This is a genomic window from Flagellimonas oceanensis, from assembly GCF_003992595.1.
In the GTDB taxonomy this organism is placed as follows: domain Bacteria; phylum Bacteroidota; class Bacteroidia; order Flavobacteriales; family Flavobacteriaceae; genus Flagellimonas; species Flagellimonas oceanensis.
The window spans coordinates 34427-58277 of record NZ_RZNA01000018.1 but is presented as its reverse complement, the minus strand read 5'-3'; the positions used below and the strand labels follow the sequence as shown (position 1 = coordinate 58277).

Below are 23851 nucleotides of genomic sequence, written 5' to 3'. Positions count from 1 at the left end.
AAAACCATATGGACAAAAAATACGGCGTAAATAAAAGCGAGGAAGAGTGGAAAGAACAACTTTCCGCTGAGGAATATTATGTTCTACGTCAAAAAGGGACTGAACGCCCCTATTCGGGCAAGTTCGATCTCCACTTTGAAAATGGCGACTACCACTGTAAAGCATGCAACGCCAAGTTATTTGAAAGTGAACACAAATTTGAAAGTGGTTGCGGGTGGCCCTCTTTTGACCAAGCGGTAGAAGGTGCCATCGAATACATCAGGGATACTTCCCATGGTATGATTCGCACAGAGACCGTTTGCGCCAATTGTGGCAGTCATTTAGGTCATGTTTTTAATGATGGCCCCAAAGAAACCACCGGACAACGGTATTGCATCAATTCTGTGAGCATTGATTTTGATTCTGGAGAGTAAATGAATTTCCAAGAGAATTATCTATCCAACGTAAAATTTGAATTTCAGCGCTACAAAACGATGGGCAATGCAACTTTTGCCCAAATTTCCGATGACGACATACATTGGAAATACGTAGAAACCGACAATTCCATCGCCATTATTGTAAAACACATGGTCGGGAATATGCTGAGCCGTTGGACCGATTTTTTAACGGAAGATGGCGAGAAGTCTTGGAGGGAACGTGATTTGGAATTTGAAAAACCATATACCACAAAAGCAGAAATGCTTTCAGCATGGGAAAAAGGTTGGAAATGCCTGTTTGATGCACTGGAAAGTATTGATTCAGCCAATATTGAAAGTAAAGTTATGATTCGTGGGGAAGAACACACCATCATAGAGGCCATCAACCGTCAATTGGCACACTATGCCAGTCATGTTGGCCAGATTGTATTTGTGGCCAAACTGATTAAAGGCAACAACTGGAAATCCCTTTCCATACCAAAAGGCGAATCCAAAGCCTTCAATGAAAAGATGTTCGGCACAGATAAACCCTGATTTCACAAACTAATCCACATTTGAGTTTTTTCAACTTGGGAAATGGAGATTGATTTGCGTACTTTTGCACCTGCCGAATGACGGCTTTTTTCTAATCTAACAACTAAAATCAAAATCTAATGAGCAAGTTCGATATAATTGTTTTGGGAAGTGGTCCAGGTGGATACGTTACGGCCATCAGGGCGTCACAATTAGGTTTCAAAACAGCCATTATAGAAAAAGAAAGTTTGGGAGGTGTATGTCTTAACTGGGGTTGTATCCCTACCAAGGCCCTTCTTAAATCTGCTCAGGTTTTCGAATATTTAAAGCATGCCGAGGATTACGGTTTGAGCGCCAAGGATGTGGAACATGATTTTGATGCCGTTGTAAAAAGAAGCCGCGGTGTTGCCGAGGGAATGAGCAAAGGTGTCCAGTTCTTGATGAAGAAGAACAAAATCGAGGTCATCAATGGAGTTGGAAAGGTAAGACCCGGTAAAAAAGTTGAAGTAAAAACTGAAAACGGCGATACTACCGAATATTCTGCCGATAACATCATCATTGCCACAGGAGCGCGCAGCCGTGAGTTGCCCAGCCTTCCACAAGATGGGAAAAAGGTAATCGGGTACCGTGAGGCCATGTCCTTGAAAAAACAGCCCAAGAAAATGATCGTCGTTGGTAGTGGAGCCATTGGAATGGAGTTCGCTTACTTCTACCACTCCATGGGCACCGAGGTCACTGTTGTGGAATATATGCCGAACATCGTTCCCGTTGAGGACGAGGATATTTCCAAACAATTGGAGCGCAGCTTCAAAAAATCAGGCGTAAAAATCAAGACTTCCGCTGAAGTCACTAAAGTCGATACTTCTGGCGACGGCGTAAAAGCCACCGTGAAGACCAAAAAAGGCGAGGAAGTTCTGGAAGCGGACATCGTACTATCCGCAGTGGGAATCAAAACGAACATCGAAAACATTGGGTTGGAAGATGTTGGAATCGCTACGGACAGAGACAAAGTGTTGGTAAACGATTACTATCAGACCAACATTCCAGGCTACTACGCCATTGGCGATATAACCCCAGGACAAGCCTTGGCACACGTTGCTTCTGCAGAGGGAATCATCTGCGTGGAGAAACTGGCCGGAATGCACGTTGAAGCCTTGGATTACGGAAACATCCCAGGATGTACCTACTGTATCCCAGAAGTAGCTTCTGTTGGGTTGACCGAAAAGGCAGCCAAAGAAAAAGGATATGACCTTAAGATTGGGAAGTTCCCATTCTCCGCAAGTGGTAAAGCAAAAGCTGCCGGGACCCCTGATGGTTTTGTGAAAGTGATTTTTGATGCCAAATACGGTGAGTGGTTGGGTTGCCACATGATCGGTGTTGGTGTTACCGATATGATCGCTGAAGCCGTGGTTGCCAGAAAATTGGAGACCACAGGTCACGAAGTATTGAAAGCGGTTCATCCACACCCAACGATGAGTGAGGCGGTAATGGAAGCTGTTGCCGATGCTTATGATGAAGTAATCCACCTATAAGGTATGCTTAAAATTTTTAGGGCCACTGCTATTTTAGAAGGTATTTCCTATCTACTCCTTTTCGGAATGACCATGCCGTTAAAGCATTGGGCGGATATTCCTGAACCAAACCAAGTTGTTGGTATGGCACATGGAATATTGTTTATTCTATACGTAGTGGTGGCCATAGTTTTTTGCTGGGAAAGAAAATGGAAACTCAAAAGGTTCCTAATTCTCTTTGTAGCCTCCCTCCTGCCCTTTGGCACCTTCTACGCCGATAAAAAATATCTGAAAGATTTAGCCTAGAAAGCTCTGGATGGCCAAATCGTAGCTTTGGAGTCCAAATCCAAGGATGACACCTTTGGCCCCTGGTGAGATGTAGGACACATGCCGGTACTCCTCGCGCTGGTGCGTATTGGAAATATGTACTTCGATAACTGGAGTCTCCACAGCCTTGACCGCATCTCCAATTCCAACGGATGTATGGGTATAGGCAGCGGCGTTGAGAATAATACCATCATAATCAAACCCTACCTCTTGTATTTTACCTATCAATTCCCCTTCAATGTTGGATTGATAGTATTCCAGTTCCACTTGGGAAAACTTTTCCCGGAGTTGGTTAAAATAGTCTTCAAAAGTGGTGCTCCCGTAGACCTCGGGCTCACGTTTTCCCAAAAGGTTCAGGTTGGGTCCGTTGATAATCATTAGTTTCATGCAATCAAAAATACAACAAAAAGAAAAGGGCGGGAAAACCCGCCCTCAAATCATTTTATTTTATAAATCAATTGTTGATGGCAAACTGTAGCCCGAAGCCAAAAGCCGCGACTTCATTTTCGCCTACATTGCTGAGCACAACGGAAGGTCTCCAATCAAAATTGAGCACTACAGGAATCCCGTCAATCTTAAAATCGAGTCCTAAATGAGGGCGCAAAGCAAAAAATATTGTCTGAATTTTTAAGAAATATGATACTTGGTCCCGCCCCTGCATACCAGCGTAAACCCGGTGCCCTAAAAATTCCTTGTGAAAAGAATACAGGAACGTAGCAATCGTTGCGTTATGCTCTAGACCAAAACCTGCCCCACATGTTTCTCTGAGAAAAAGTATTTCCCGGAGGCACCAAAAAAGGTTAAATCCCCTCCATACAGGTCTATGCCCAACCCCAGAGCGGCCCTATAATCTGTTTGAGCCTTTACGGCCATGTTACCAAGCATCAATAATGCAAAAACCAAAAGTGATTTTTTCATTTGTTAAGTGTATTTAATGGTTAATATTCATGGTTTATACTGCAAGATTTGGGGTTATGACAGTTATTTTTTCTTTCTAAAACAAAAACAGGATTCCCAATGCCGCCATCGAGAAATCGTAATCATCACTTATTTTAATATAAGATATATTGAGCTCTGTATTACTACTTACATTCATACCGATCATGGGTCTCACATATAAGCCTCCCGTATTCCCGTCATTTATTCCAACGGCGTAGCCTACATCAGCCCCCAATTTAAAATCGTAGGTCGGATACAATCGGAATGCTGCTGTCACTGGAATATATTGGATGTTCGGGAAATCACCCTCCACTTCCACAGGACCAAAATCCACTGTATCGTTATTGATAAAAGCATTCATAAATCCTGTGGAAATACCGGCATCTATGAGTTCCGATACTCCCCAATGATATCCTAAATCAAGTCCGATCTCAAAATTTGAATAATCGGAAATATCGCCAAATGGCACTCCTCCATGGATTCCAGCTTTAAAATTTGTTCTGTCCACCCTTTGTGCCATAGTGGAAAAGCTCACAGTGACCAAAGCGATTATTGCCAATACAATTGTCTTTTTCTTCATTGTTAAAATTTTACTAAGAAGAAAACGTCATCATATTGAAAATAGTACAGTTTGACCCATTTTTCCTACAAAATCATTGTGTTTGTGTTTATCTGTCCATATTCAAGTGGGAAATTATGGAAATAGAGGGTTTTAAAACCCTACCATTTGACCCAAGGGCATTTTGAGTTGACCGATGGGCGCTTTTAATCAACCTTGATAGTGTAATGTCACTATATTTGGCTTTATGAATTGGCAACAAGCGATTAAGGATTATCAAAATTATTTGAAGATAGAACGTGGTCTCTCCCAAAATTCCATTTCAAATTATACCATGGATCTACAAAAGCTTGTAAACTATCTGAATGAACAGAACATCGAGGAAAAACCTATCGGGATTGATAGGGAAACCGTGCAACAGTTCATTTATGATATTGCTAAAACAGTCAACCCCAGGACACAGGCACGCATCATTTCCGGTTTAAAAGGTTTTTTCAATTATCTGGTATTTGAGGAGTATAGGGGAGACAACCCGATGGACCTCATCGAAACTCCAAAAATCGGTAGAAAGCTGCCCGACACCCTTTCGGAAGAGGAGATAAACAACTTGATTGCCGCCATTGACCTCTCCAAACCCGAAGGCGAACGCAACAGGGCCATTCTGGAAACCCTTTATGGTTGTGGGCTTCGCGTATCGGAACTCATCAACCTAAAGTTATCCGACCTATATTTTGATGAGGACTTCATAAAAGTGACGGGGAAAGGGAACAAGCAGCGCTTTGTCCCGATAAGTGGGGTAAACCAGAAATACATCAATATCTACTGGAAAGAGGTTCGAGTGCATTTGCCCATCAAAAAAGAGCATGAGGATTTTGTCTTTTTAAATCGTAGGGGCAAACAATTGACCCGTGCCATGATCTTTACCATTGTAAAGCGCTTGGCCGAAGCCATTGGACTGGAGAAGAACATCAGTCCGCATACTTTTCGGCACTCCTTTGCCACCCATCTCTTGGAAAATGGTGCCGACCTCAGGGCCATCCAACAGATGTTGGGGCACGAGAGCATTACCACTACGGAAGTGTACATGCATGTAAACCGCAAGCATTTGAACAAAGTGCTGATGGATTTCCATCCACGAAGGCAAGGGGATTAATCCTGCATTAGGGTATCCCGCTCTACCCTGTTCTGCTTTTTGAACGGTCGAATGATCAATCGGGCCTCACGATCGAATCGGATGTAATTGTAGACCCAATTGATGAAGACCACTACCCTGTTTCTAAAACCGATCAGGAAGTATAAATGCACGAACATCCACACAAACCAGGCAAACACTCCTTGAAACCTGAAGTTTGGCATGTCCACTACAGCCTTGTTCCTTCCTACGGTTGCCATGCTACCCTTATCCTTGTAAATAAATGGTTTCATGGATTTTCCCTCTATCAACCGAACCAAATTATGTCCAAGATTTCTCCCTTGTTGAATCGCGGGTTGGGCCATCATGGGCAATCCATTGGGAAAACGTTCGGTTTCCATGTGTGCCACATCGCCAATGGCAAAAACATTTTCAACACCAATAACTTGATGGTACTCGTCCACTTTTAAACGATTGCCCCTGTTCAAGAGCTCCTCGCCATCCAACCCTTTCAGTCCCACCGCCTGTACCCCTGCTGCCCAAACCAAGGTTTCCGCATCAAAAATGGTTTTGGTGTTCGTGGTAGCACGTTTTCCATTGTAATCGGTCACGCGGATATTTTTCCAGACATTCACGCCGAGTTCTTCCAAAAACTTTTCCGCCTTTTCCGAAGCTTTCTCGCTCATGGCCGGTAAAAGCCTATCGCCGCCTTGCACGAGGTTTATCTGAGCCCTACGGGTATCCAAATCGGGATAATCCTTGGGCAGGATGCCTTTTTTGATTTCAGCCAAAGCACCGGCAAGTTCAACCCCGGTTGGTCCACCCCCCACGATTACAAAATTCATCAGGGCATCACGTTCGTGTAGATCATCGGTCAAAAGTGCCTGTTCAAAATTCTCCAGAATCAAACTCCTCAGATTCAAGGATTGGGGAATGGTCTTCATGGCCATCCCTTTGGTCTCAATATTTTTATTACCAAAATAGTTGGTCTCAGAACCTGTTGCCACCACCAGATAATCATAAAAAATCTCCCCAATATTGGTCTTGATTCTTTTGGTGTCGGTTTTCACCTCCTCTACCTCTGCCAACCTGAAGAAGAAATTGGGATATCCCTGCAATACTTTTCTAATGGGATATGCGATGGAATCAGGCTCCAAACCTCCTGTGGATACTTGATAGAGCAAGGGTTGAAAATTATGGTAGTTGTGCTTGTCCACCAAAACCACTTGGGCTTCTTTTTTACTTAGTTTTTTTGCTAATGCAATGCCTCCAAAACCGCCGCCTATGATGACGACCCTTGGATAACTGGATTGAGGAATGTTCATGCTCGACATGCCAACAAATTTAAGTATTCCCCGCTTGAGCGAATCATCCCAGTGCTTGTTTTTTGTATCTTTCAAACTTTATTTCACAGAATTTCCGCAGGAACTGTAACAAATGTCATGTTACACCTACTAATGAATAAAGCAAACTTACCAACCGCTTAGTGAACAAAGAACTGGAACATCGTTTTGTGACGGAACTTGAGGACAATCAGAACATTGTCCACAAGGTGTGCAGTCTGTATACCAACGACAAGGATTCCCATAACGACCTCTTCCAAGAAATCACTATACAGTTATGGAAAGCTTATCCAAAGTTTCGGGGAGATGCCAAGTTCAGTACATGGATGTACCGTGTTGCTTTGAACACGGCCATAACCTTGTACAGAAAATCGAAGAAAAGGGTCAAGACCCAGGATTTTGATTCGGTCCTCTATAAAATCAAGGCCACTGATTATGATGATACCGAGGAACGGCAATTAAAGTTGATGTACGATGCCATTAAGCAACTTGGTGATATTGACAAAGCCTTGGTCTTTCTATATCTGGAAGACAAGGATTACTCAGAAATAGCTGAAACCTTGGGTATTACAGAAGTAAATGCACGAGTGAAGATGAGCAGGGTAAAAACTAAATTAAGAACCATATTAAATCCGTGATTATGTTGGATGAACTGGAGCTCTTGAAAAAGGATTGGCAGAAGCGGGAAGCAGACCTTCCCAAGCTATCCTATGAGCAAATCTATCCGATGACCAAGAAAAAGTCGTCGTCCATAGTAAAATGGATTTTTTACATCAGTATCATAGAATTTATTTTCTGGGCTGCCATTAATATTATTTTCAGTGGTCCGGAAACCATGCAGGAGCTCAAGGACATGCACATCTACAAGGTCGTCATGGCCCTGAATGTGATCAACTATGCCATTATCATTTACTTTATCTATAAGTTTTATACCAATTACAGGAAAATCTCTTTCACGGATTCCTCGAAAAATTTGATGCGGACCATTTTGAAGGTTAAACGAACGGTTACCCAATACGTATGGTTCAACCTCATCATCTTTACAATAAGTGCAATTATTTATGCCTACGGAGTTTTACTGTACACACCAGAAGGTCAAGAATTAGTTCAGGCTGCTGCACAAGATGGGGATAGCACTGAATTTTGGGCATTGATCATTGTGACTTCCATAGCGATCACAACAGCAGTTTTATTTATAATATGGCTGTTTTACAGACTTCTATATGGCATCCTGTTAAAAAAACTAAGAAAGAATTACAACGACCTTAAACGATTAGAGGTTTAACCATCCAACTTGCCCTTATAGCTGTATCGCCTTTTTTGGTTTTCCTCTTCGTAGGCAAGAAGTTCCTTTTGTGGAATTACTTTGAGGAATGATGGATGCTGCTCAATGGCATACTCCAGTTTCTCCAAAATCGCATCAATGGATTCGTTGTCATAGTCAATATCCAATGGCTCTTTGATTTGCATGGACTGAAGAATTCCCTTCTTTTTTACCCTTAGTCCCTTTTTATCGAAAGAACGACGGAAGCCATCAATCACTACGGGCACCACAACGGGTTTGTATTTTTTTATGATGTGCGCTGTACCCTTCCGCAATGGTTTCCAAGGGGTGGTGGTACCTTGTGGAAAGGTAATTACCCACCCATCATCAAGCGCTTTGCCAATATTGGAGATATCGCTGAATTTCACTTGGCGGTTCACGTTCTTGCCATCTGCCCTCCAGGTTCTTTCTATGCTAATGGAACCCGCATAGGCCAGAATCTTGGTCAACAGACTCTTGCCCATGGTCTCTTTGGCGGCCACATAGTAAATGTTCAGTTTGGGATTCCAGAGGTAGCCAAGGTTTCTGATGGAATCATCCCTCCCCTTTAAACTGGCATTGAACACATGGAACATCGCCACCACATCAGCGAAGTAAGTCTGGTGGTTACTCACAAATAGGACATTGTTCTCAGGAAGCTCCCGGATAATCTGCGACCCTTCGATTTCCAGGGTATTGAACCCTTTATAGCGCTGATGCGTCATCATGCCTGCAATACGAATCAGCCATCGTTTTAAAAATAAAATATGACCAAAAGGATTTTTCTTGAACAGACCCATGCAAAGTGTTGATTGTTGACAGCAAACTTACAAAATAGCGGCTAAAGCACTTGACGCAAAAGCTCTTTGATCTCGCTCAACATCATGGCCGTGGCACCCCAAACCGTGTAACCGTTTAATTTAAAGGCCGGTACATCTATGTTTTTTGCATAGGAGGTGCTCAATTTTTCTTGAATATGGTTGGAATCATCCAAAAAATCCCTGAGATACACCTCTACCAAGCTTTCCACCTCGCTCTCTTCCTTGATAAATGGCTTCGGATTCGGGTAGATCCCTAAGAACGGCCTTACCAAAAAGTTGCTCGGGGGAATATATACCTCACTGAGTTCCTTGATCACTTCCACAGAACTGGGCGGAACACCCACTTCCTCATGTGTTTCCCTTAGAGCGGTGTCCATCAAATCCCTATCGATCCGCTCCACCTTGCCCCCCGGAAATCCAATTTGGTTCGAGTGAACGCCCTGATACACCTTTCTAAGAATCAAAAGCAATCGCGTCTCCTGCTCCATATCAGGATAAAAAAGTGCCATTACCCCGGCCCTTCTAGGATTGGCATCCTGTACTTTGTTGTTCTTCAACCACTGGATACGAAGCTCTGGGGACATTTTATTATGGGAATCCTCTCCCGGAAGTGGGAGATTTTTTAATTTTAAAGCTAGTTCACAAAATTCATTAAAATTCATGCTGTTGAGACTATCGGCTTTAACTACAAGTATATTATTGCTATTATTCGTTTCCTGCGGGGAATCCCCTAAAAAGGATAAGAACAAAGTTCAGGAAAATATCGCAAATACTGATACCGTCGCCAAAGTAGAGGTGGATTCCACAGAAATCGAGGAAAAAGAGGAAGAACCCTTCAAGCTTACCGAGGAAAATGCGATTGACTTCTTTTTTGACTATTCCAAAAAACTAAAAAAGGATAAGGTCAAGATTACCACCACCATGGGCAGTTTTACCGTCCAGCTGTATGATGATGTTCCCTACCACAAGGCCAATTTCATCTATTTGGCAAGACAAAAATATTTTGACAGCACCCAATTCCATAGGGTCGTAAAGGATTTTATTATACAGGGTGGCAATTCGGATGACAGAAGAACGGCGGACAAACGTGGTGATATAGGGCGGTATTTACTCCCACCTGATGCCAACAAAGGGCACAAACACCACCGAGGAACCATTTCCATGCCCAGTAGTGAAAGGGACAACCCACACAAATTAGCTTCTCCTTACGAATTCTTCATTGTGGTAACCAAGCCCGGCTCCTATCATCTTGATGGTTCCTACACACCATTCGGACGTGTGGTGGAAGGAATGGATGTGGTGGATGCCATCAACAATGTTCCCGTAGGCGATGGCGATTGGCCATGGCAGAATGTTTATATCCTCAAGACAGAAGTATTGTAACAAGAATCCATTACGATGCCTTTTTGAAGCGGTTCCTGCCCAATGAGATTCGGTAGGCAAAACCTTCCTTTTGATTTTTTAGGGGCACATCTTTCTTTTCGGACTGCTGTTTTCGTTCATAAATGGCAACAAGAGCCGCTATGATGATGATGTTTTTCATAATGTATTGCCCTACCAAGGTAAGTGACAAGGGGTCTTCGCCAAAAACATCATTGGGAAAAAACAAAAGCGGGGCAAATGTACAGACCATGTGAACCAAGGCCAATATCACGGCTTGGCTTCTGAAAAGCCCGAAGACCAATAAAAAACCCAATCCTACCTCCCAAAAGGCAAGTAGGATGATGGAAACCTCATCGGGAATGAGCCCAAAAGTGAGCTGGCGAATGGTATTTTTTGCCAAATCTTCTGCCGGACTCAGGTTGGGAACAAATTTCAATGCCCCGAACCAACAATATACCAAACCGATAGTGATAGCGATAAAACGATTTTTTCTGGTTGGATTTGAATGGTCCATATGTTTTACATTTTCATGTTGATTCCAAATATGATCTGACGAAATCCACCGCCAAAAATTCCTGAAGTAGCTCTGTTCAACCGTGAAGCCCTGTAAACAGTATCGGTAATGTTCTTTCCATTGACAAAAATGGTCGCATCGATTTTTTTGCCGATGGTCAGGTCATAGTTCACAAAAGCATCAATGGTGGTATATGATGGCAATTGGCCAATGGCCCCATCTGCGGATTCGTTCACAAAGTTGTGAAACTCGGTGTATTGTTTGCCCACGTGGTGCACATTGAACCCGCTCGATAATCGGTTCCAGTCATAATTCAGGCCAAGGCCCATATTGATTTGGGGCGTATATGGGGCCTCCGAATCTGAAAGTCCTTCATTGCCATAGGTAATGACGCTCCGTGTAATGTTTGGAAATTGCGAAGCATCCACTGTTTGGTCGGTCAATAAGACTTCTCCGCTCCCATTGTCCACATAAATCTCATACGCATTCCTGTTTGCATTTACCTTATCCACATACTCGTTCTGGGTGGCTGCACTGTGAATGACCTGCGAAAAGAGATCTCTATCCTCCAACTTGCCGGCTTTTACCTTGGAATCCATATAGGTCACATTGCCCAAAAAGTGTAATTGATGACCATTTACGTTCAAAAGTTCTGCATTGATGGCCATTTCCACTCCTTGCACGTTGATTTCCCCCAACTCAGTGAACACTTCATTTCGACCTCCAGCATAAAAGTTTCTGCTCGCATTATGGAAATAGGTCAGCTGTCCTTGGATAACATTGTCCAGCAGGCCGCCTCTCCAACCAATTTCCTTGTTCCAACTGAGCTCCGGTTCTATATTGATGCTCTGTCCCGCCAATGGATTGGTAACAACACCATCTTGCTCCACCAAAAACCCGAATACCTTGGAAGGGGCTATCATCCCTTGGTACACACTCCCATAAAATTCACCTTCGCCATAATCGTGGTTTACTGTGATTCCAGGTAAAAATTGATCGTACACATTGGGCTCCCTACCCTCCGTTGTACTTTCCAAATCAGGGTTTTGTGACAGGGCCAAAAGGTCTTGCCTGAACATATCCACATGCTCGAAGCGAAGAATGGGCGTGACCCCCCATTTTCCAAAATGGAACTCATTGCGGACATATCCATTGGCAGACCACAAGCGATACCACAAATCCTTGGTCGCCGTTCCATATCTGGCCCATCTGGAATTGTCTGCCTCAAGGAAAACATCCTTGAAGGTTTCACGGTGCAGGTTGATGCTTCCTTCGAATGCACTCGGGGCCCCAAAGGCTTCCCAATCTGCATTTACGGTTTCCTTGATTCCGGAAACACGGTAAATCCAACGACTGTCCGTAGTGCTTTCCACTCCGTTTTCCACCCGACCAACGATGACATAATCCTCATCATCAAATGTTCTTCCCGCTAAATATCCATATCTCTCGTTAAAAATTTCATCCCCCACATAATCCTGAACTTCGGATGCCTTAACTTTTGCCGTGACCTGTCTCCACCAATCCCGTTCAAAATCCGAGGCATATACTTTTGTGGTAAAGCTCAAATCTTCTTCTGGCAGCCATTTATGGATAATGTCCACACCATAGCGCCTCATAATGAATTGGTCGGCATCCAATGGATTTTGGGTCGGGTCCGTTTCAAAAGTAAAGGGGGTTTGGGAGCTCAAAGAGGCCTGATTGTCCTCAAACTGCCCACTGACCTTAAAATAAAGTGATTGATTTTCAGATAATTTTGCAAAAATCTTGGCATTCAGGTTCAAGATCTCAACGGACGAATTATCGGTAAACCCGTCAAACTTCTTATAAACACCTTCGACCAATCCACCGATATCGTTCCAAGTACCCCCATAAGAAAACAGCCCTGAAGTATAATTGCGCTGGCCTCCCGTCAATTTGAGTCGTAGGGTCGGTTTTTGTGGTGGTAGCGCTGTAATATAGTTGACAGCACCGTACATATTGTTGGGGCCATACCGCAGTAAATCCGCCCCTTTGTACACTTCAATGGAGGTAATGCGATCACTCACGGGGTTGTAATAAGCACCCGGTGCAATATAAGGTGCTGGCGCCGATGGTGTACCATCCTCCATCAGCAATACTTTTTTGGAACGCCTGCCCCACGAACCTCGAATACTGATATTCGGCCGGTTGGACAGCCCCATGTCCCCAACGATGTTGACTCCCGGGATGGTTCTCAATACCTCTTCGGTGCTCAACGGATTGATGTTCTCCAATGAAACCGGGTTGATCCTGAAATTGCTCCCTTTAAACTCACTTTTGAAATTTTTTGGGGATGCACTTACAATTACTTCGCTCAGTGTGGTATTCGACCTTTGTAATGCAATGGTTCCCAAATCGTGGACGTCGGGTATGGACACTCTCCATTCCTCATAGCCCAAATATTTTACTGCAAGTGAGCTATCACCTGCATTTACTTGAATCTCAAAATTCCCAAAATCATCGGTCAAGGTTCCTTTGTTGCTGGGCTTGAGAACTATTTGGGCACCGATCAAGGGTTGACCATCGGTGGCATCTATCACTTTACCCTTTAAATTCTCTTGACCTTGGGCGTGAAAACCCAAAAATAAAATACATGTGAAAAATAGAATTTGAAATGGGGAAACAACTGTTGTGCTCATTGATGTTGATAAGACTTTGATTATTGAATTGGTTATTTTAAAGGAACCAATGTAGCAGTATGCCCAAGGGGTTCGGGTTAACGAAAAAGTAAAATTGATTAATGGGAGGTTAATGGCACTAAACAACTATTAACCGATATTGAATAAGGATTAGGAAAGCTACTATTGGGGTCCCTCTTTATAAAGGCTGGGCAGACTTATCTTAAAGCGAACGGCCAATAACCTAAGGAGTATGACCACCAAGATTCCCGCGATATAGGCATATTCTTCTTTAACAGGGAACTGTACGATTAAAAAGTAGCTCAATGCCCCAAGAATACATGCTGTTGCATAAATCTCTTTTCTGAAGATGACCGGAATCTCATTACATAGAATATCCCGTATCACACCACCGAAACAAGCGGTCATCGTGCCCAAAAAGATGCACATTACAGGCAAGAGCTCTGCTTCCAACCCTTTTTCCACTCCCACCATGGTATAAAGCCCGATACCTATGGTATCGAACAAGAACAATGATCTTCGGAGATATTTGAGCTTGTTCACAAAAATGATGGCGAAAACCACTGAGATAAAAATGGTGATCACATAGGTAAGGTCCTGCATCCAACCCACAGGGGTGTTCCCTATCAACAAATCACGTAGGGTTCCACCACCAATAGCTGTTACGAATGCGATAATGAACACACCGAAGAGGTCCAAACGCTTTTCCATGGCCACCAAAACCCCGGAAATGGCAAAGGCGATGGTACCCAAAATATCGATGGTCAAGTACAGCATACCTACATTTTTTGGGTGTAGTAGTTATAATCCTTTATGATGACATCCACAAAATCAATGGGCTGAAGGGATGTCTGCACCCCCAAGACCTCTTTGATGCGTTTGTCCAATGAAACTATGATATTGTGATTGGCATTTCGCTTGGCCTTATCGTAAAGCTCTTTAATGGTCTGCATTTCCTCATCTTTGAAAACGGTGACTTGCGGAAAGGTGGGTTGATAGTCATCCGGTAATTCGCGAAGCAAGGTATCGTTCAACGACACCCGTTTCTTTTCACTTATTACCGTGGTTCCTGCTGCAATATCCCCCAATCGCTGTCCCTTGCCTCGAATCAAAATGGTAAGCACTGCCCCACCGCCCGAAGTAAGACTCACATCTATAATGCGTAGGGCCCACCGAACAAAATAATTGCCAAAATTGGGCTTGGAACCATCAAGTTTGACCACCCGAAGACTCATGGCTCCTTTGCCAATGGTCTTGCCATCCATCAAGGTCTCGAAAAGCAAATAATAAAAAAAAGCGGGCAAGGTCAGTATCAAATAAAACGCCCATTGATCCTCAATATCAACATCCAGGGAAACCAAAAAAACCACCACTAGAATGGTATAGAATAGAATAATGAAACTATCAATAATATAAGCCAGCATACGTTCGCCCAGATGAGATGTGTTCTGGTCGATGGTTATATTTTGGGCCGTTTCTATTTGAAATTGTTCCATATTTTAGTTTCTTTACTTACAAACTACCGGATGTAATGCGCGAGGCCGCTTTTGTTAGGCAAAATAAGGATAAATGGGCCGCTTTTGAAAATGCCCTGCTCAATAAAGGGCAACTTCATCCCGATGAGCTTTCGGATCTTTACATCGAGATTACCGATCATCTAAGTTATGCCAAGACTTTTTACCCTGGGAGCAACACCCAGATTTACCTGAACACCCTTGCCTCACAGGCACATCAAAAAATCTATAAGACCAAACGGGAATCCAGAAACCGTATTGTCCATTTTTGGAAAACGGAATTTCCCACCATGTTCAGACAACACCACCGCGAATTACTGATATCCTTTTTGGTTTTTGCCTTTTTTGCGGCCGTGGGAGCCTTTTCATCGGCCAATGAAGGGGATTTTGTCCGGTCCATCTTGGGCAATGGTTATGTGAACATGACCTTGGAGAACATTGAAAAGGGCGACCCTATGGCTGTTTACAAGGAACAAGGCGCTTTCAACATGTTTTTGGGGATTACCATAAATAATATCAAAGTAGCCATTTACGCTTTCGCCTTCGGTATTTTCTTGGGGGTTGGAACACTTTACATTATGCTTCAGAATGGTATAATGCTGGGCAGTTTTCAATACTTTTTTTACGAAAAAGGGTTGTTGTGGGAGTCAGCCCGTACCATTTGGATTCACGGGACCATAGAGATATCCGTCATCATCATTGCTGGTTGTGCGGGCTTGGTGCTGGCCAATGGAATTTTGTTCCCGGGCACCTATACGCGATTGGAGTCCTTTAAACGAGGCGTTAAAAACGGACTCAAAATAATGGTGAGCACGGTACCTTTCTTTATCATTGCTGGATTTTTGGAAGGTTTTGTGACCAGACATACCGAAATGCCCGATTGGTTGGCAATTTTCATCATACTGGCCTCGTTGTCATTGATTTTATTCTATTATATTATTTATCCAAACCAAATCCATAGAAAAACCGCTCATGCAAACAACCAGTAAGTATATCGAATTTAAAAAGCAACGTGAATTGGGGGAAATACTTTCCGATTCCTTTGGCTTTATCCGTAACGAATTCAAGCCTTTTTTTGGGACCATTTTAAAAATTGTGGGGCCCTATATCTTGGTCATGTTGATTTCCATGGGGTTTTACATGTATACCATTGGGGATGTATTTAACCTTACCGCCCTTGGAGGCAATCAATTTTCTGCATTTTCCCCTGTCATTATGGTCATATCGGTATTGGCGTTGATTTTAAGTTCCATTGCCGCCTATGTATTGGCACAGGGCACGGTATTGTACTACATTAAATCATACATTGAACATAAGGGCGCTACCAATTATGATGAAATTCGGGAAGGTGTTTACAGTTCGTTCTGGTCTCTGATCGGTCTGGGCATTATCGTTGGTCTATCGGTCTTTGTGGGAACAATGTTCTGTATTATACCCGGTATATATCTGGCCGTGCCTTTATCGATTTCATTTGCCATTTTGGTTTTTCTGAAAAAGGACACCATGGATTCGTACCAATACAGTTTTACTTTGATAAAAGAAAACTGGTGGATCACCTTTGCCACACTTTTTGTGATTTACATCATCGTGGCCATTGCCACTTATGCCTTTAGCTTGCCAGCTGCCATTTATATGTGGATAAAAATGGGAATATTCTCCGGTGAGATGGATGCCGAAAGCCTTAACATGTTCAATGATCCGGTTTACCTGATTTTGAATATTTTGAGTACCCTGATCAGATTTTTGATGAACATTATATTGCTTGTATCCACAGCGCTGATATTTTTCAACCTCAACGAAAAGAAAAACTTTACCGGTACCTTTGAGCGCATTGAAAGCCTCGGAAAATCTTCAGAGGAATAAATGCATAGACTCCTGATCTTATCATATCTGTTTTTTTCCTGGACAATGCTTCTTGCCCAGAACGATTCCATCGTAAGGTATGATACATCAGACATTGATCCCATTGAATTCAGCGAAGAGGATTTTGACTCTTACAAGCAAGATAGCGCCTTTAATTATGAGGAAGTAGAGACCGATAATACTTGGTGGACCAATATCACCAATTGGTTCTACAATGTTTTACGGCGCTTTTTTGAATGGATTTTTGGTGTGGGGAATGCTGAAGGTTATTTGGCCGTTTTTTTGGAAATCCTCCCCTATTTGCTGTTGGCCCTATTCCTCTATTTAGTGATTCGCTTCTTTGTAAAATCCAATATGCAGGGAATGGGCAAAAACAGGAAAAACCCCAATGTGGTATCCTTATCCGAGGATGAGCACATCATCAAAAATGAGGACATACAGCAATTGATCAAAAATGCCCTGGCCGAGCAAAACCATAGGCTTGCCATTCGATACCATTACCTCTACATCCTTCAATTGCTTTCGGAACGGGAAATGATTGATTGGCAGCAACAAAAAACCAATGACGATTATTTGGCGGAACTTTCTGAAAGTGCTCTAAAAAATGAATTTGGGAAGGCCACCTTGCTCTATGATTATGTTTGGTACGGAGAATTTGATCTGGATCGATCCCGATACGAAAAAGCCGAAAAGGTATTCATTGACTTAAAAAATGCCATGGCCAATGTCTAGGAAGGGATGGATATACATACTGATCGGTGTACTGACCTTGGCGGCCATATTTGCCATGGAATACAACAAGCCTAAAAAGGTGAATTGGTACCCATCCTATGTATCGCACCATAAAATACCTTATGGGACCTATGTGCTCAATGACTTGATGGAAACATATTTTCCAGATAGGGTGCTACAGGTCCAAAAACCACCTTTTGAATTATTGAGCCGGACAGACACTATAAAGGGCACCTACTTTTTTGTGAACGAAACGGTATCTTTTGAAGAGGCAGAATTGAACACCTTATTGGACTGGGTCGGCCAAGGCAATACCCTTTTTGTGGCCTCGGACCGTTTTGAACCAAAATTATTGGATACCCTTAATTTGGATCAGACCAATATTTATAATGGCGGGCAATTGGAGCCGCTCTTTTATTTTGAGCTTTCCAATCCAAAATTGACCCATGCCACGGTCAAATTTGACAGGGATTACTACACTACCGGTTTTGATCAATTGGACACCTTGCGAACTACTGTTTTGGCCCAAGTGTATACTCGGTCGGACAGCACGGATACCATCAAAAAACATGTGAATACCATAAAACAGTCCTTTGGAAATGGGGAAATCCTTTTGACAAGCTTCCCAAAAGCGTTTACCAATTACTTTATCCTAAAGGATAACAATCAAGAATATACTGCTGGGCTATTGTCCTATTTGGATACCGAAAGACCTATTTATATGGACAATTTCCATAAATCAGGTAAATCCTTTTACACCTCTCCCATGTATTTATTTCTGAACACCAAGGAATTTAAATGGGCCTACTATCTTGTGCTTATCGGAGCGCTTATTTACATCATTTTTGAAGGGAAACGTAAACAACGGGCAATACCTATAGTCCCTCCTGTTAAGAATCAGACTGTGGCCTTTACACGGACCATAGCCGATATGTATTTTGAAAAAGGGGAACTGCACCTGATCACCAAACATAAAATTGATTACTTTTTGGAATATTTAAGGTCCAAGCTACATGTTCCCACTCAAGATTTGGAAGATGAAACATTTTTGAGGAATCTGTCCATGCGAAGCAATACCGATTTAAAAGAAATAAAAACATTGATGGGCACTATTTCCAAACTAAGGGAAAAACAATATGTGACCGAAACCGAATTGAAGCAACTGAATCAAAAAATACAAGCATTTAAAGCAAACGTTGATGGAAAATAACGAGAATAACGACTTGAATTTTGACAACAGGGTTCCCCTGGAAGAACTTAGGGACACCGTGGAACAAATTAAAAAAGAACTATCCACCATAATCGTTGGGCAAAAGGATTTTATCGAACTTTTGATCATCTCCATATTGGCCGATGGGCATGCCCTGATTGAAGGGGTGCCCGGAATTGCCAAAACGGTAACTGCCAAGTTATTTGCCAAAACCCTTAAAACGGAATTCAATCGCATCCAGTTTACGCCTGACCTGATGCCAAGTGATATTTTGGGAACCTCGGTTTTCAATACCAAAACCAATGAGTTTGAATTTAAAAAAGGTCCCATTTTTTCCAATATCATTTTAATCGATGAAATCAACCGTGCCCCAGCCAAAACACAGGCGGCCCTTTTTGAGACCATGGAGGAACGGCAGGCCACTGTTGATGGAACCACCTATAAAATGGGACAGCCCTTTATGGTATTGGCCACCCAGAACCCCATTGAACAGGAAGGCACCTATGCCCTACCAGAGGCGCAATTGGACCGTTTCCTCTTCAAGATCAAAGTGGATTACCCCTCCGTTGAGGAAGAGGTCATCATCTTGCAAAACCATCACGAGCGAAAGGGAGAAAAGCCGCAAGACCAGATTAAAGCCGTGCTCAGCCCTAAAAAACTGGTGGAATTCAAAAAAAACATTCACGAAGTGGTGGTAGAACAAAAAATCTTGGATTATATCGCCAATATTATCACACAGACCCGAAACCACCCGCATTTATATCTGGGCGCCTCCCCACGGGCTTCCATTGCCACATTAACGGCAGCGAAGGCATTTGCTGCCATATCGGGCCGTGATTTTGTGATACCTGAAGATGTAAAAAAGGCTTTGGTGCCCGTACTCAACCATAGGGTCATCTTGACCCCGGAGCGGGAAATGGAAGGCATGACGACTGAAACTGTGGTTACCATGATTATGGAGTCCGTTGAAATCCCAAGATAAACATGGCATTTCTCAGATCACTGTACATACATAATGTTTTCTTTCGGTATATCGCCGTACTATCTGCATGTTTGGTAACCTCCTATTGGTTACCTGTGCTTTATCCCATCGCATGGTTATTGGTATTTCTCTTGCTTGCCCTGTTCTTTTTGGACTTGTATTTGATGTATGGCACAAAGGACGCAATAAAAGCCCATCGTAACCTTCCCCAGAAACTGTCCAACAGCGATGAAAATATCCTATCGGTACACCTGGGCTCCAAATACCCTTTTAAAACAGGGGTTTCGGTAATTGATGAATTGCCCGTCCAATTCCAAAAAAGGGATTTTGAACATAAGACGCAGCTACAAAAAGGAGAACCCCATTTTTTTGAGTACTCCGTTCGGCCTGTGGAGCGAGGGGAATATGTTTTTGGCTGCTTAAATGTCTTTGCCTCTTCCCCCCTTCGTATCATCAAAAGAAAATATGTGTTCCAGAAAGACCAAATGGTGCCCGTATATCCATCAATCATACAGATGCAACAATATGACTTTTTGGCCACAAGCAATCGCCTGACCGAATTCGGCCTCAAAAAAATAAGACGCATTGGGCATACCCAGGAATTTGAACAAATCAAGGAATATATCAAAGGAGATGATGTGCGTACGATCAATTGGAAAGCCACAGCGAAGAAGAACCAGCTGATGGTGAACCAATACCAAGATGAGCGGTCGCAGCCCATTTATTCCATTATTGACACGGGCAGGGTAATGAAAATGCCTTTCAATGGATTGAGCTTATTGGATTATGCCATTAACTCGGCACTGGCCTTCTCCAATGTTGCCCTCAAAAGAAATGATAAGACAGGATTGCTCACGTTTTCCAAAAAGATTGAAACCTTTGTACCCGCCGTGCAGAAAATCACGCACCTCAACACCATTATGGAGAGTCTGTACAATATCTCCACGGATTATTCGGATTCAGATTTTGGCCTGCTATATGCCCATGTCAAACGAAAGGTCAATCAGCGTAGTCTTCTATTGCTCTATACGAATTTTGAACATATATCAGGACTAAAAAGGCAATTGCCCTATATGCTGGCCATGGCCAAAAAACACGTCTTGGTCGTCATTTTCTTTGAAAACACCGAATTGGAATCCTTGGTAGCCGAAGATGTTGAAGATTTACAAGCCATATACCATAAAACCATTGCCGAGAAGTTTTCATTGGAAAAACGCTTGATGCAGAAAGAACTTCAGAAGTATGGCATCCAGACCATATTGACCAAACCAGAAGAACTTACGGTGAACACCATCAATAAGTACCTGGAGATAAAAGCACGAGGTATTATTTAGTGGTAAGCTGCTGATTGGAAAGCCCTAAAGTGTTTAGGGATGGGAGCTTACCCTCTAGCACCACAAATTGTGATTGGGGTTGGAGAAAATGTTTTTTCTTTTTCAAATCAAGTTTTGAATACCGCCCCCGTAGACGTCTTCTATCGTCCTTTTTAGAAAACAGGTCTATGGTAACGCCAACGGTAACTCCACCTAAAATCGTGGCGGCCAAATCATCGTTGTCCCATCCGTTTTCCCGTTGTCCCGCATCCACGGTCTCCTTGGCCAATCCAATAAGGGTACTGCCAGCCACGGATCCTACAAAAGTCCAGATTCTATTTCCGTCAGAAGCTTGCTTAGCGATTCCGGCCCCAGCAAGGCCAAAGAGATTGCCTCCCAAAAAGTGGAGTGCTTTGTCCCGCTCCACTTGCCCATGGCAATGCGAAGCGAGCACAAAAAAGAGTAGTGTGGGGATAAGTGTTCTCATTGCGCTGGTTAAATATATCAAAAGTTTCTTAAACTCTTGGTGCAATGCCCTAATTCTGGCACATTTCGGCCTTGGCCTGCTTAAATTCAGACATCAATTCCGCAACGATTTCAGCTGCCGGGGTTATATGATGAATCAGACCGGATACTTGCCCTATTTCCAATTCCCCTTCTTCCATATCGCCTTCGAACATGCCTCTTTTTGCCCTCGCCCTTCCCAATAGCTCCTTTAAATCCTCTTTGGTGGCACCTTGGGCATATGCTTCCTGGACATCTTGAAAAAATTTGTTTTTGAGTAATCTTACAGGAGCGAGTTCCTTTAAGGTCAATTGGGTATCGCCTTCCTTGGCATCCACTACCCATTTTTTGAAAAGTTCATGTGACGATGCCTCAGGAGAGGCTACAAACCTGCTACCCACTTGAACAGCATCGGCTCCCAACACCATGGCGGCCAACATGGCCCTTCCTGTGGCGATGCCTCCGGCTGCAATGAGGGGAATACCTATCTTTTCCTTTACAGAGGGAATAAGCACGAGCGTTGTGGTTTCATCACGTCCGTTGTGCCCACCAGCTTCAAAGCCTTCGGCCACAACTGCATCTACCCCTGCTTCCTGGGCTTTCAGGGCAAACTTGACACTGCTCACCACATGTACCACCGTTATCCCATTCTCTTGAAGAAACTTGGTCCATGTTTTGGGATTACCTGCTGAAGTGAACACAATTTTCACTTCATGCTTTACGATGATATCCATCAATTTTTCAATGTCGGGATACAACATGGGCACGTTCACACCAAAAGGTTTATCCGTCGCCTTTTTACATTTGATGATATGTTCTTCTAAAACCTCGGGATACATACTTCCCGCTCCCAACAACCCCAAACCGCCAGCATTAGAAACCGCTGAGGCCAAACGCCAACCGCTGGCCCAGACCATTCCTGCTTGAATGATGGGATATTCGATTCCGAAAAGTTGTGTGATGTTGTTCTGCATGGAAATTCAATTCAAGTTTCCACCAAAATAATCAAAAATAAATAAGGAATCTATCTAGGAAATCACTCCAGAACCAACCAACTCATCATTAATGTACCAAGCTGCAAACTGCCCTTCGGTAATAGCGGATTGTTTCTCTTTGAAATCAACGAACAAACCATTTTCTACTTTGTAGAGGGTTGCGGACTGTAACGGTTGACGGTATCGAATACGAGCCATAACCTCCATTGTTTCATCCACTTCCAAAGACAAATCGGGACGCACCCAATGAAGTTCGTCTTCTTTGATGAACAACGTATTTCTAAGTAGGCCAGGATGCGATTTTCCTTGTCCGGTATAAATGATGTTCTTGTCAACATCCGTATCGATGACGAACAAAGGTTCCTTGGTTCCGCCGACATTCAATCCTTTTCGCTGCCCAATGGTAAAGTAGTGCGCACCTTGATGCTCCCCTACCACTTTACCGTCCGATTCAGCATACACAGGCTTCCCGGCACGGAACACCAGTTTTTCCCTCTCGCTCTGAAACTCGGGAACAGTATTGGAAAAATGGGTCGCATCGCTGGGAACTTCCACAATCACACCTTTTTTAGGCTTCAATTTTTGCTGTAAAAATTCAGGCAGGTGTACTTTGCCAATGAAGCACAATCCTTGGGAATCTTTTTTATCGGCAGTGATCAAGCTATTTTCCGCAGCTATTTTCCTTACTTCTGGTTTCAATAGGTCGCCAATGGGAAACAAAGTTTTGGACAACTGTTCTTGTGACAATTGACAAAGGAAATAAGACTGGTCTTTGTTGGGGTCTTTGCCTGATAATAATTGATAGGTTTCGGTACCATCTTGGTTTTGAACGGTTCCCTTCCTGCAATAATGACCGGTCGCCACATAATCCGCCCCCAGTTGGAGGGCGATTTTCATGAACACATCGAACTTGATCTCGCGATTGCAGAGTACATCGGGATTGGGAGTCCTTCCTCTCTCGTACTCATTGAACATATAATCCACGATTCGTTCTTTGTATTCCGCACTTAAATCCACCGTTTGGAAGGGAATACCCAACTTTTCAGCCACGATCAAGGCATCATTGCTATCCTCCAGCCATGGGCATTCCTCGGATATGGTCACGGAATCGTCATGCCAGTTCTTCATGAACAGGCCAATGACATCGTACCCTTGCTCTTTGAGCAGATAAGCAGCTACACTTGAATCCACACCTCCCGAAAGTCCAACAACAACCTTTTTCATTGCAATAATTTAAGGCTACAAAAATACAAATTGATGCTCATTTAAAATATAATAATGTCTTAAAGCGAAAGTATCCAAAATGTAAACCGCTGAGAT

28 protein-coding genes are annotated in these 23851 nt (G+C 43.1%); 14 read left to right on the top strand and 14 right to left on the bottom strand.

Annotated features, from left to right (window positions below; all coding sequences use genetic code 11):
- Positions 1 to 8 precede the first annotated feature (8 nt).
- From msrB to EO132_RS05550, 4 genes are all read left to right on the top strand, one after another.
- Positions 9 to 413, top strand: coding sequence for a peptide-methionine (R)-S-oxide reductase MsrB (msrB, locus tag EO132_RS05565; protein WP_127136980.1), 405 nt, complete (start codon positions 9 to 11; stop codon positions 411 to 413).
- Positions 414 to 950 (top strand): DUF1572 family protein, encoded by a 537-nt coding sequence (locus tag EO132_RS05560; RefSeq protein ID WP_127136979.1) that lies wholly within the window; start codon positions 414 to 416, stop codon positions 948 to 950. It abuts the gene before it with no gap.
- A gap of 119 nt (positions 951 to 1069) precedes the next feature.
- A complete protein-coding gene (gene lpdA / locus EO132_RS05555; protein ID WP_127136978.1) occupies positions 1070 to 2461 on the top strand; it encodes a dihydrolipoyl dehydrogenase in 1392 nt (463 codons plus the stop codon).
- 3 nt (positions 2462 to 2464) lie between these two features.
- Positions 2465 to 2746, top strand: a complete 282-nt coding sequence (locus EO132_RS05550; protein ID WP_127136977.1) for a DUF3817 domain-containing protein — start codon at positions 2465 to 2467, stop codon at positions 2744 to 2746.
- Here EO132_RS05550 and aroQ read toward each other — a convergent pair.
- From aroQ to EO132_RS05535, 4 genes are all read right to left on the bottom strand, one after another.
- The gene (gene aroQ / locus EO132_RS05545) at positions 2738 to 3154 is read right to left on the bottom strand and encodes a type II 3-dehydroquinate dehydratase (protein WP_127136976.1); all 417 of its coding nucleotides are present in this window, start codon (positions 3152 to 3154) and stop codon (positions 2738 to 2740) included. The genes EO132_RS05550 and aroQ overlap by 9 nt on opposite strands.
- A 67-nt stretch (positions 3155 to 3221) precedes the next feature.
- Positions 3222 to 3371 (bottom strand): hypothetical protein, encoded by a 150-nt coding sequence (locus EO132_RS19170; protein WP_164732280.1) that lies wholly within the window; start codon positions 3369 to 3371, stop codon positions 3222 to 3224.
- 131 nt (positions 3372 to 3502) lie between these two features.
- Positions 3503 to 3685: a hypothetical protein gene (locus EO132_RS05540; RefSeq protein WP_127136975.1), complete on the bottom strand. Its 183-nt coding sequence runs from the start codon at positions 3683 to 3685 to the stop codon at positions 3503 to 3505.
- Between the two features lie 76 nt (positions 3686 to 3761).
- The gene (locus EO132_RS05535) at positions 3762 to 4286 is read right to left on the bottom strand and encodes an outer membrane beta-barrel protein (RefSeq protein WP_127136974.1); all 525 of its coding nucleotides are present in this window, start codon (positions 4284 to 4286) and stop codon (positions 3762 to 3764) included.
- A 226-nt stretch (positions 4287 to 4512) separates the two neighbouring features.
- Here EO132_RS05535 and xerD point away from each other — a divergent pair, with 226 nt between their 5' ends.
- Complete coding sequence (gene xerD, locus EO132_RS05530) at positions 4513 to 5418, top strand: site-specific tyrosine recombinase XerD (protein WP_127136973.1); 906 nt, start codon at positions 4513 to 4515, stop codon at positions 5416 to 5418.
- On the opposite strand, the gene EO132_RS05525 is transcribed toward xerD, so the two are convergent.
- Positions 5415 to 6722, bottom strand: a complete 1308-nt coding sequence (locus EO132_RS05525; protein WP_127137029.1) for an NAD(P)/FAD-dependent oxidoreductase — start codon at positions 6720 to 6722, stop codon at positions 5415 to 5417. The genes xerD and EO132_RS05525 overlap by 4 nt on opposite strands.
- A gap of 161 nt (positions 6723 to 6883) precedes the next feature.
- Here EO132_RS05525 and EO132_RS05520 point away from each other — a divergent pair, with 161 nt between their 5' ends.
- Both EO132_RS05520 and EO132_RS05515 read left to right on the top strand, forming a co-directional pair.
- Complete coding sequence (locus EO132_RS05520) at positions 6884 to 7378, top strand: RNA polymerase sigma factor (protein WP_127136972.1); 495 nt, start codon at positions 6884 to 6886, stop codon at positions 7376 to 7378.
- Between the two features lie 2 nt (positions 7379 to 7380).
- Positions 7381 to 8025: a hypothetical protein gene (locus EO132_RS05515; RefSeq protein ID WP_127136971.1), complete on the top strand. Its 645-nt coding sequence runs from the start codon at positions 7381 to 7383 to the stop codon at positions 8023 to 8025.
- On the opposite strand, the gene EO132_RS05510 is transcribed toward EO132_RS05515, so the two are convergent.
- Positions 8022 to 8843 (bottom strand): lysophospholipid acyltransferase family protein, encoded by an 822-nt coding sequence (locus tag EO132_RS05510; RefSeq protein ID WP_127136970.1) that lies wholly within the window; start codon positions 8841 to 8843, stop codon positions 8022 to 8024. The genes EO132_RS05515 and EO132_RS05510 overlap by 4 nt on opposite strands.
- A gap of 41 nt (positions 8844 to 8884) precedes the next feature.
- A complete protein-coding gene (locus tag EO132_RS05505) occupies positions 8885 to 9526 on the bottom strand; it encodes an NUDIX hydrolase (protein WP_127136969.1) in 642 nt (213 codons plus the stop codon).
- Between EO132_RS05505 and EO132_RS05500 the strand changes: the two genes are divergently transcribed.
- Positions 9525 to 10247, top strand: coding sequence for a peptidylprolyl isomerase (locus EO132_RS05500; protein WP_127136968.1), 723 nt, complete (start codon positions 9525 to 9527; stop codon positions 10245 to 10247). The two genes, EO132_RS05505 and EO132_RS05500, sit on opposite strands and share 2 nt — an antisense overlap.
- A gap of 10 nt (positions 10248 to 10257) precedes the next feature.
- On the opposite strand, the gene EO132_RS05495 is transcribed toward EO132_RS05500, so the two are convergent.
- From EO132_RS05495 to EO132_RS05480, 4 genes are all read right to left on the bottom strand, one after another.
- Positions 10258 to 10761 carry a hypothetical protein gene (locus tag EO132_RS05495; protein WP_127136967.1) on the bottom strand — a complete coding sequence of 168 codons (504 nt, stop codon included), beginning with the start codon at positions 10759 to 10761 and terminating at the stop codon, positions 10258 to 10260.
- Between the two features lie 5 nt (positions 10762 to 10766).
- The gene (locus tag EO132_RS05490) at positions 10767 to 13418 is read right to left on the bottom strand and encodes a carboxypeptidase-like regulatory domain-containing protein (RefSeq protein ID WP_127136966.1); all 2652 of its coding nucleotides are present in this window, start codon (positions 13416 to 13418) and stop codon (positions 10767 to 10769) included.
- A gap of 162 nt (positions 13419 to 13580) precedes the next feature.
- Positions 13581 to 14195, bottom strand: coding sequence for a trimeric intracellular cation channel family protein (locus EO132_RS05485; protein WP_127136965.1), 615 nt, complete (start codon positions 14193 to 14195; stop codon positions 13581 to 13583).
- A gap of 2 nt (positions 14196 to 14197) precedes the next feature.
- The gene (locus tag EO132_RS05480; RefSeq protein ID WP_127136964.1) at positions 14198 to 14914 is read right to left on the bottom strand and encodes an RDD family protein; all 717 of its coding nucleotides are present in this window, start codon (positions 14912 to 14914) and stop codon (positions 14198 to 14200) included.
- Positions 14915 to 14949: 35 nt separating this feature from the next.
- On the opposite strand from EO132_RS05480, the gene EO132_RS05475 reads away from it, so the two are divergent.
- The 6 genes from EO132_RS05475 to EO132_RS05450 are packed head-to-tail and all read left to right on the top strand — an operon-like array spanning position 14950 to position 21053.
- On the top strand, positions 14950 to 15921 hold the full coding sequence (locus EO132_RS05475) for a stage II sporulation protein M (protein ID WP_127136963.1): 972 nt from the start codon (positions 14950 to 14952) through the stop codon (positions 15919 to 15921).
- Entirely contained in the window at positions 15905 to 16795 is an 891-nt protein-coding gene (locus tag EO132_RS05470) for a hypothetical protein (RefSeq protein ID WP_127136962.1), read from the top strand. The genes EO132_RS05475 and EO132_RS05470 overlap by 17 nt, the downstream gene beginning before the upstream one ends.
- Positions 16796 to 17527, top strand: a complete 732-nt coding sequence (locus tag EO132_RS05465) for a DUF4129 domain-containing protein (RefSeq protein ID WP_127136961.1) — start codon at positions 16796 to 16798, stop codon at positions 17525 to 17527.
- Entirely contained in the window at positions 17520 to 18737 is a 1218-nt protein-coding gene (locus EO132_RS05460) for a DUF4350 domain-containing protein (RefSeq protein ID WP_127136960.1), read from the top strand. The genes EO132_RS05465 and EO132_RS05460 overlap by 8 nt, the downstream gene beginning before the upstream one ends.
- Positions 18727 to 19719, top strand: coding sequence for an AAA family ATPase (locus EO132_RS05455; RefSeq protein ID WP_127136959.1), 993 nt, complete (start codon positions 18727 to 18729; stop codon positions 19717 to 19719). Before EO132_RS05460 ends, EO132_RS05455 begins: the two co-directional genes overlap by 11 nt.
- Before the next feature lie 2 nt (positions 19720 to 19721).
- Positions 19722 to 21053, top strand: coding sequence for a DUF58 domain-containing protein (locus EO132_RS05450; RefSeq protein ID WP_127136958.1), 1332 nt, complete (start codon positions 19722 to 19724; stop codon positions 21051 to 21053).
- Here EO132_RS05450 and EO132_RS05445 read toward each other — a convergent pair.
- The 3 genes from EO132_RS05445 to mnmA are packed head-to-tail and all read right to left on the bottom strand — an operon-like array spanning position 21046 to position 23755.
- Positions 21046 to 21519 (bottom strand): YfiM family lipoprotein, encoded by a 474-nt coding sequence (locus tag EO132_RS05445; RefSeq protein ID WP_205780319.1) that lies wholly within the window; start codon positions 21517 to 21519, stop codon positions 21046 to 21048. The two genes, EO132_RS05450 and EO132_RS05445, sit on opposite strands and share 8 nt — an antisense overlap.
- Before the next feature lie 49 nt (positions 21520 to 21568).
- Positions 21569 to 22510 (bottom strand): NAD(P)H-dependent flavin oxidoreductase, encoded by a 942-nt coding sequence (locus EO132_RS05440; protein WP_127136957.1) that lies wholly within the window; start codon positions 22508 to 22510, stop codon positions 21569 to 21571.
- A 54-nt stretch (positions 22511 to 22564) separates the two neighbouring features.
- Positions 22565 to 23755, bottom strand: coding sequence for a tRNA 2-thiouridine(34) synthase MnmA (mnmA, locus tag EO132_RS05435; RefSeq protein ID WP_127136956.1), 1191 nt, complete (start codon positions 23753 to 23755; stop codon positions 22565 to 22567).
- Between the last annotated feature and the right edge of the window lie 96 nt (positions 23756 to 23851).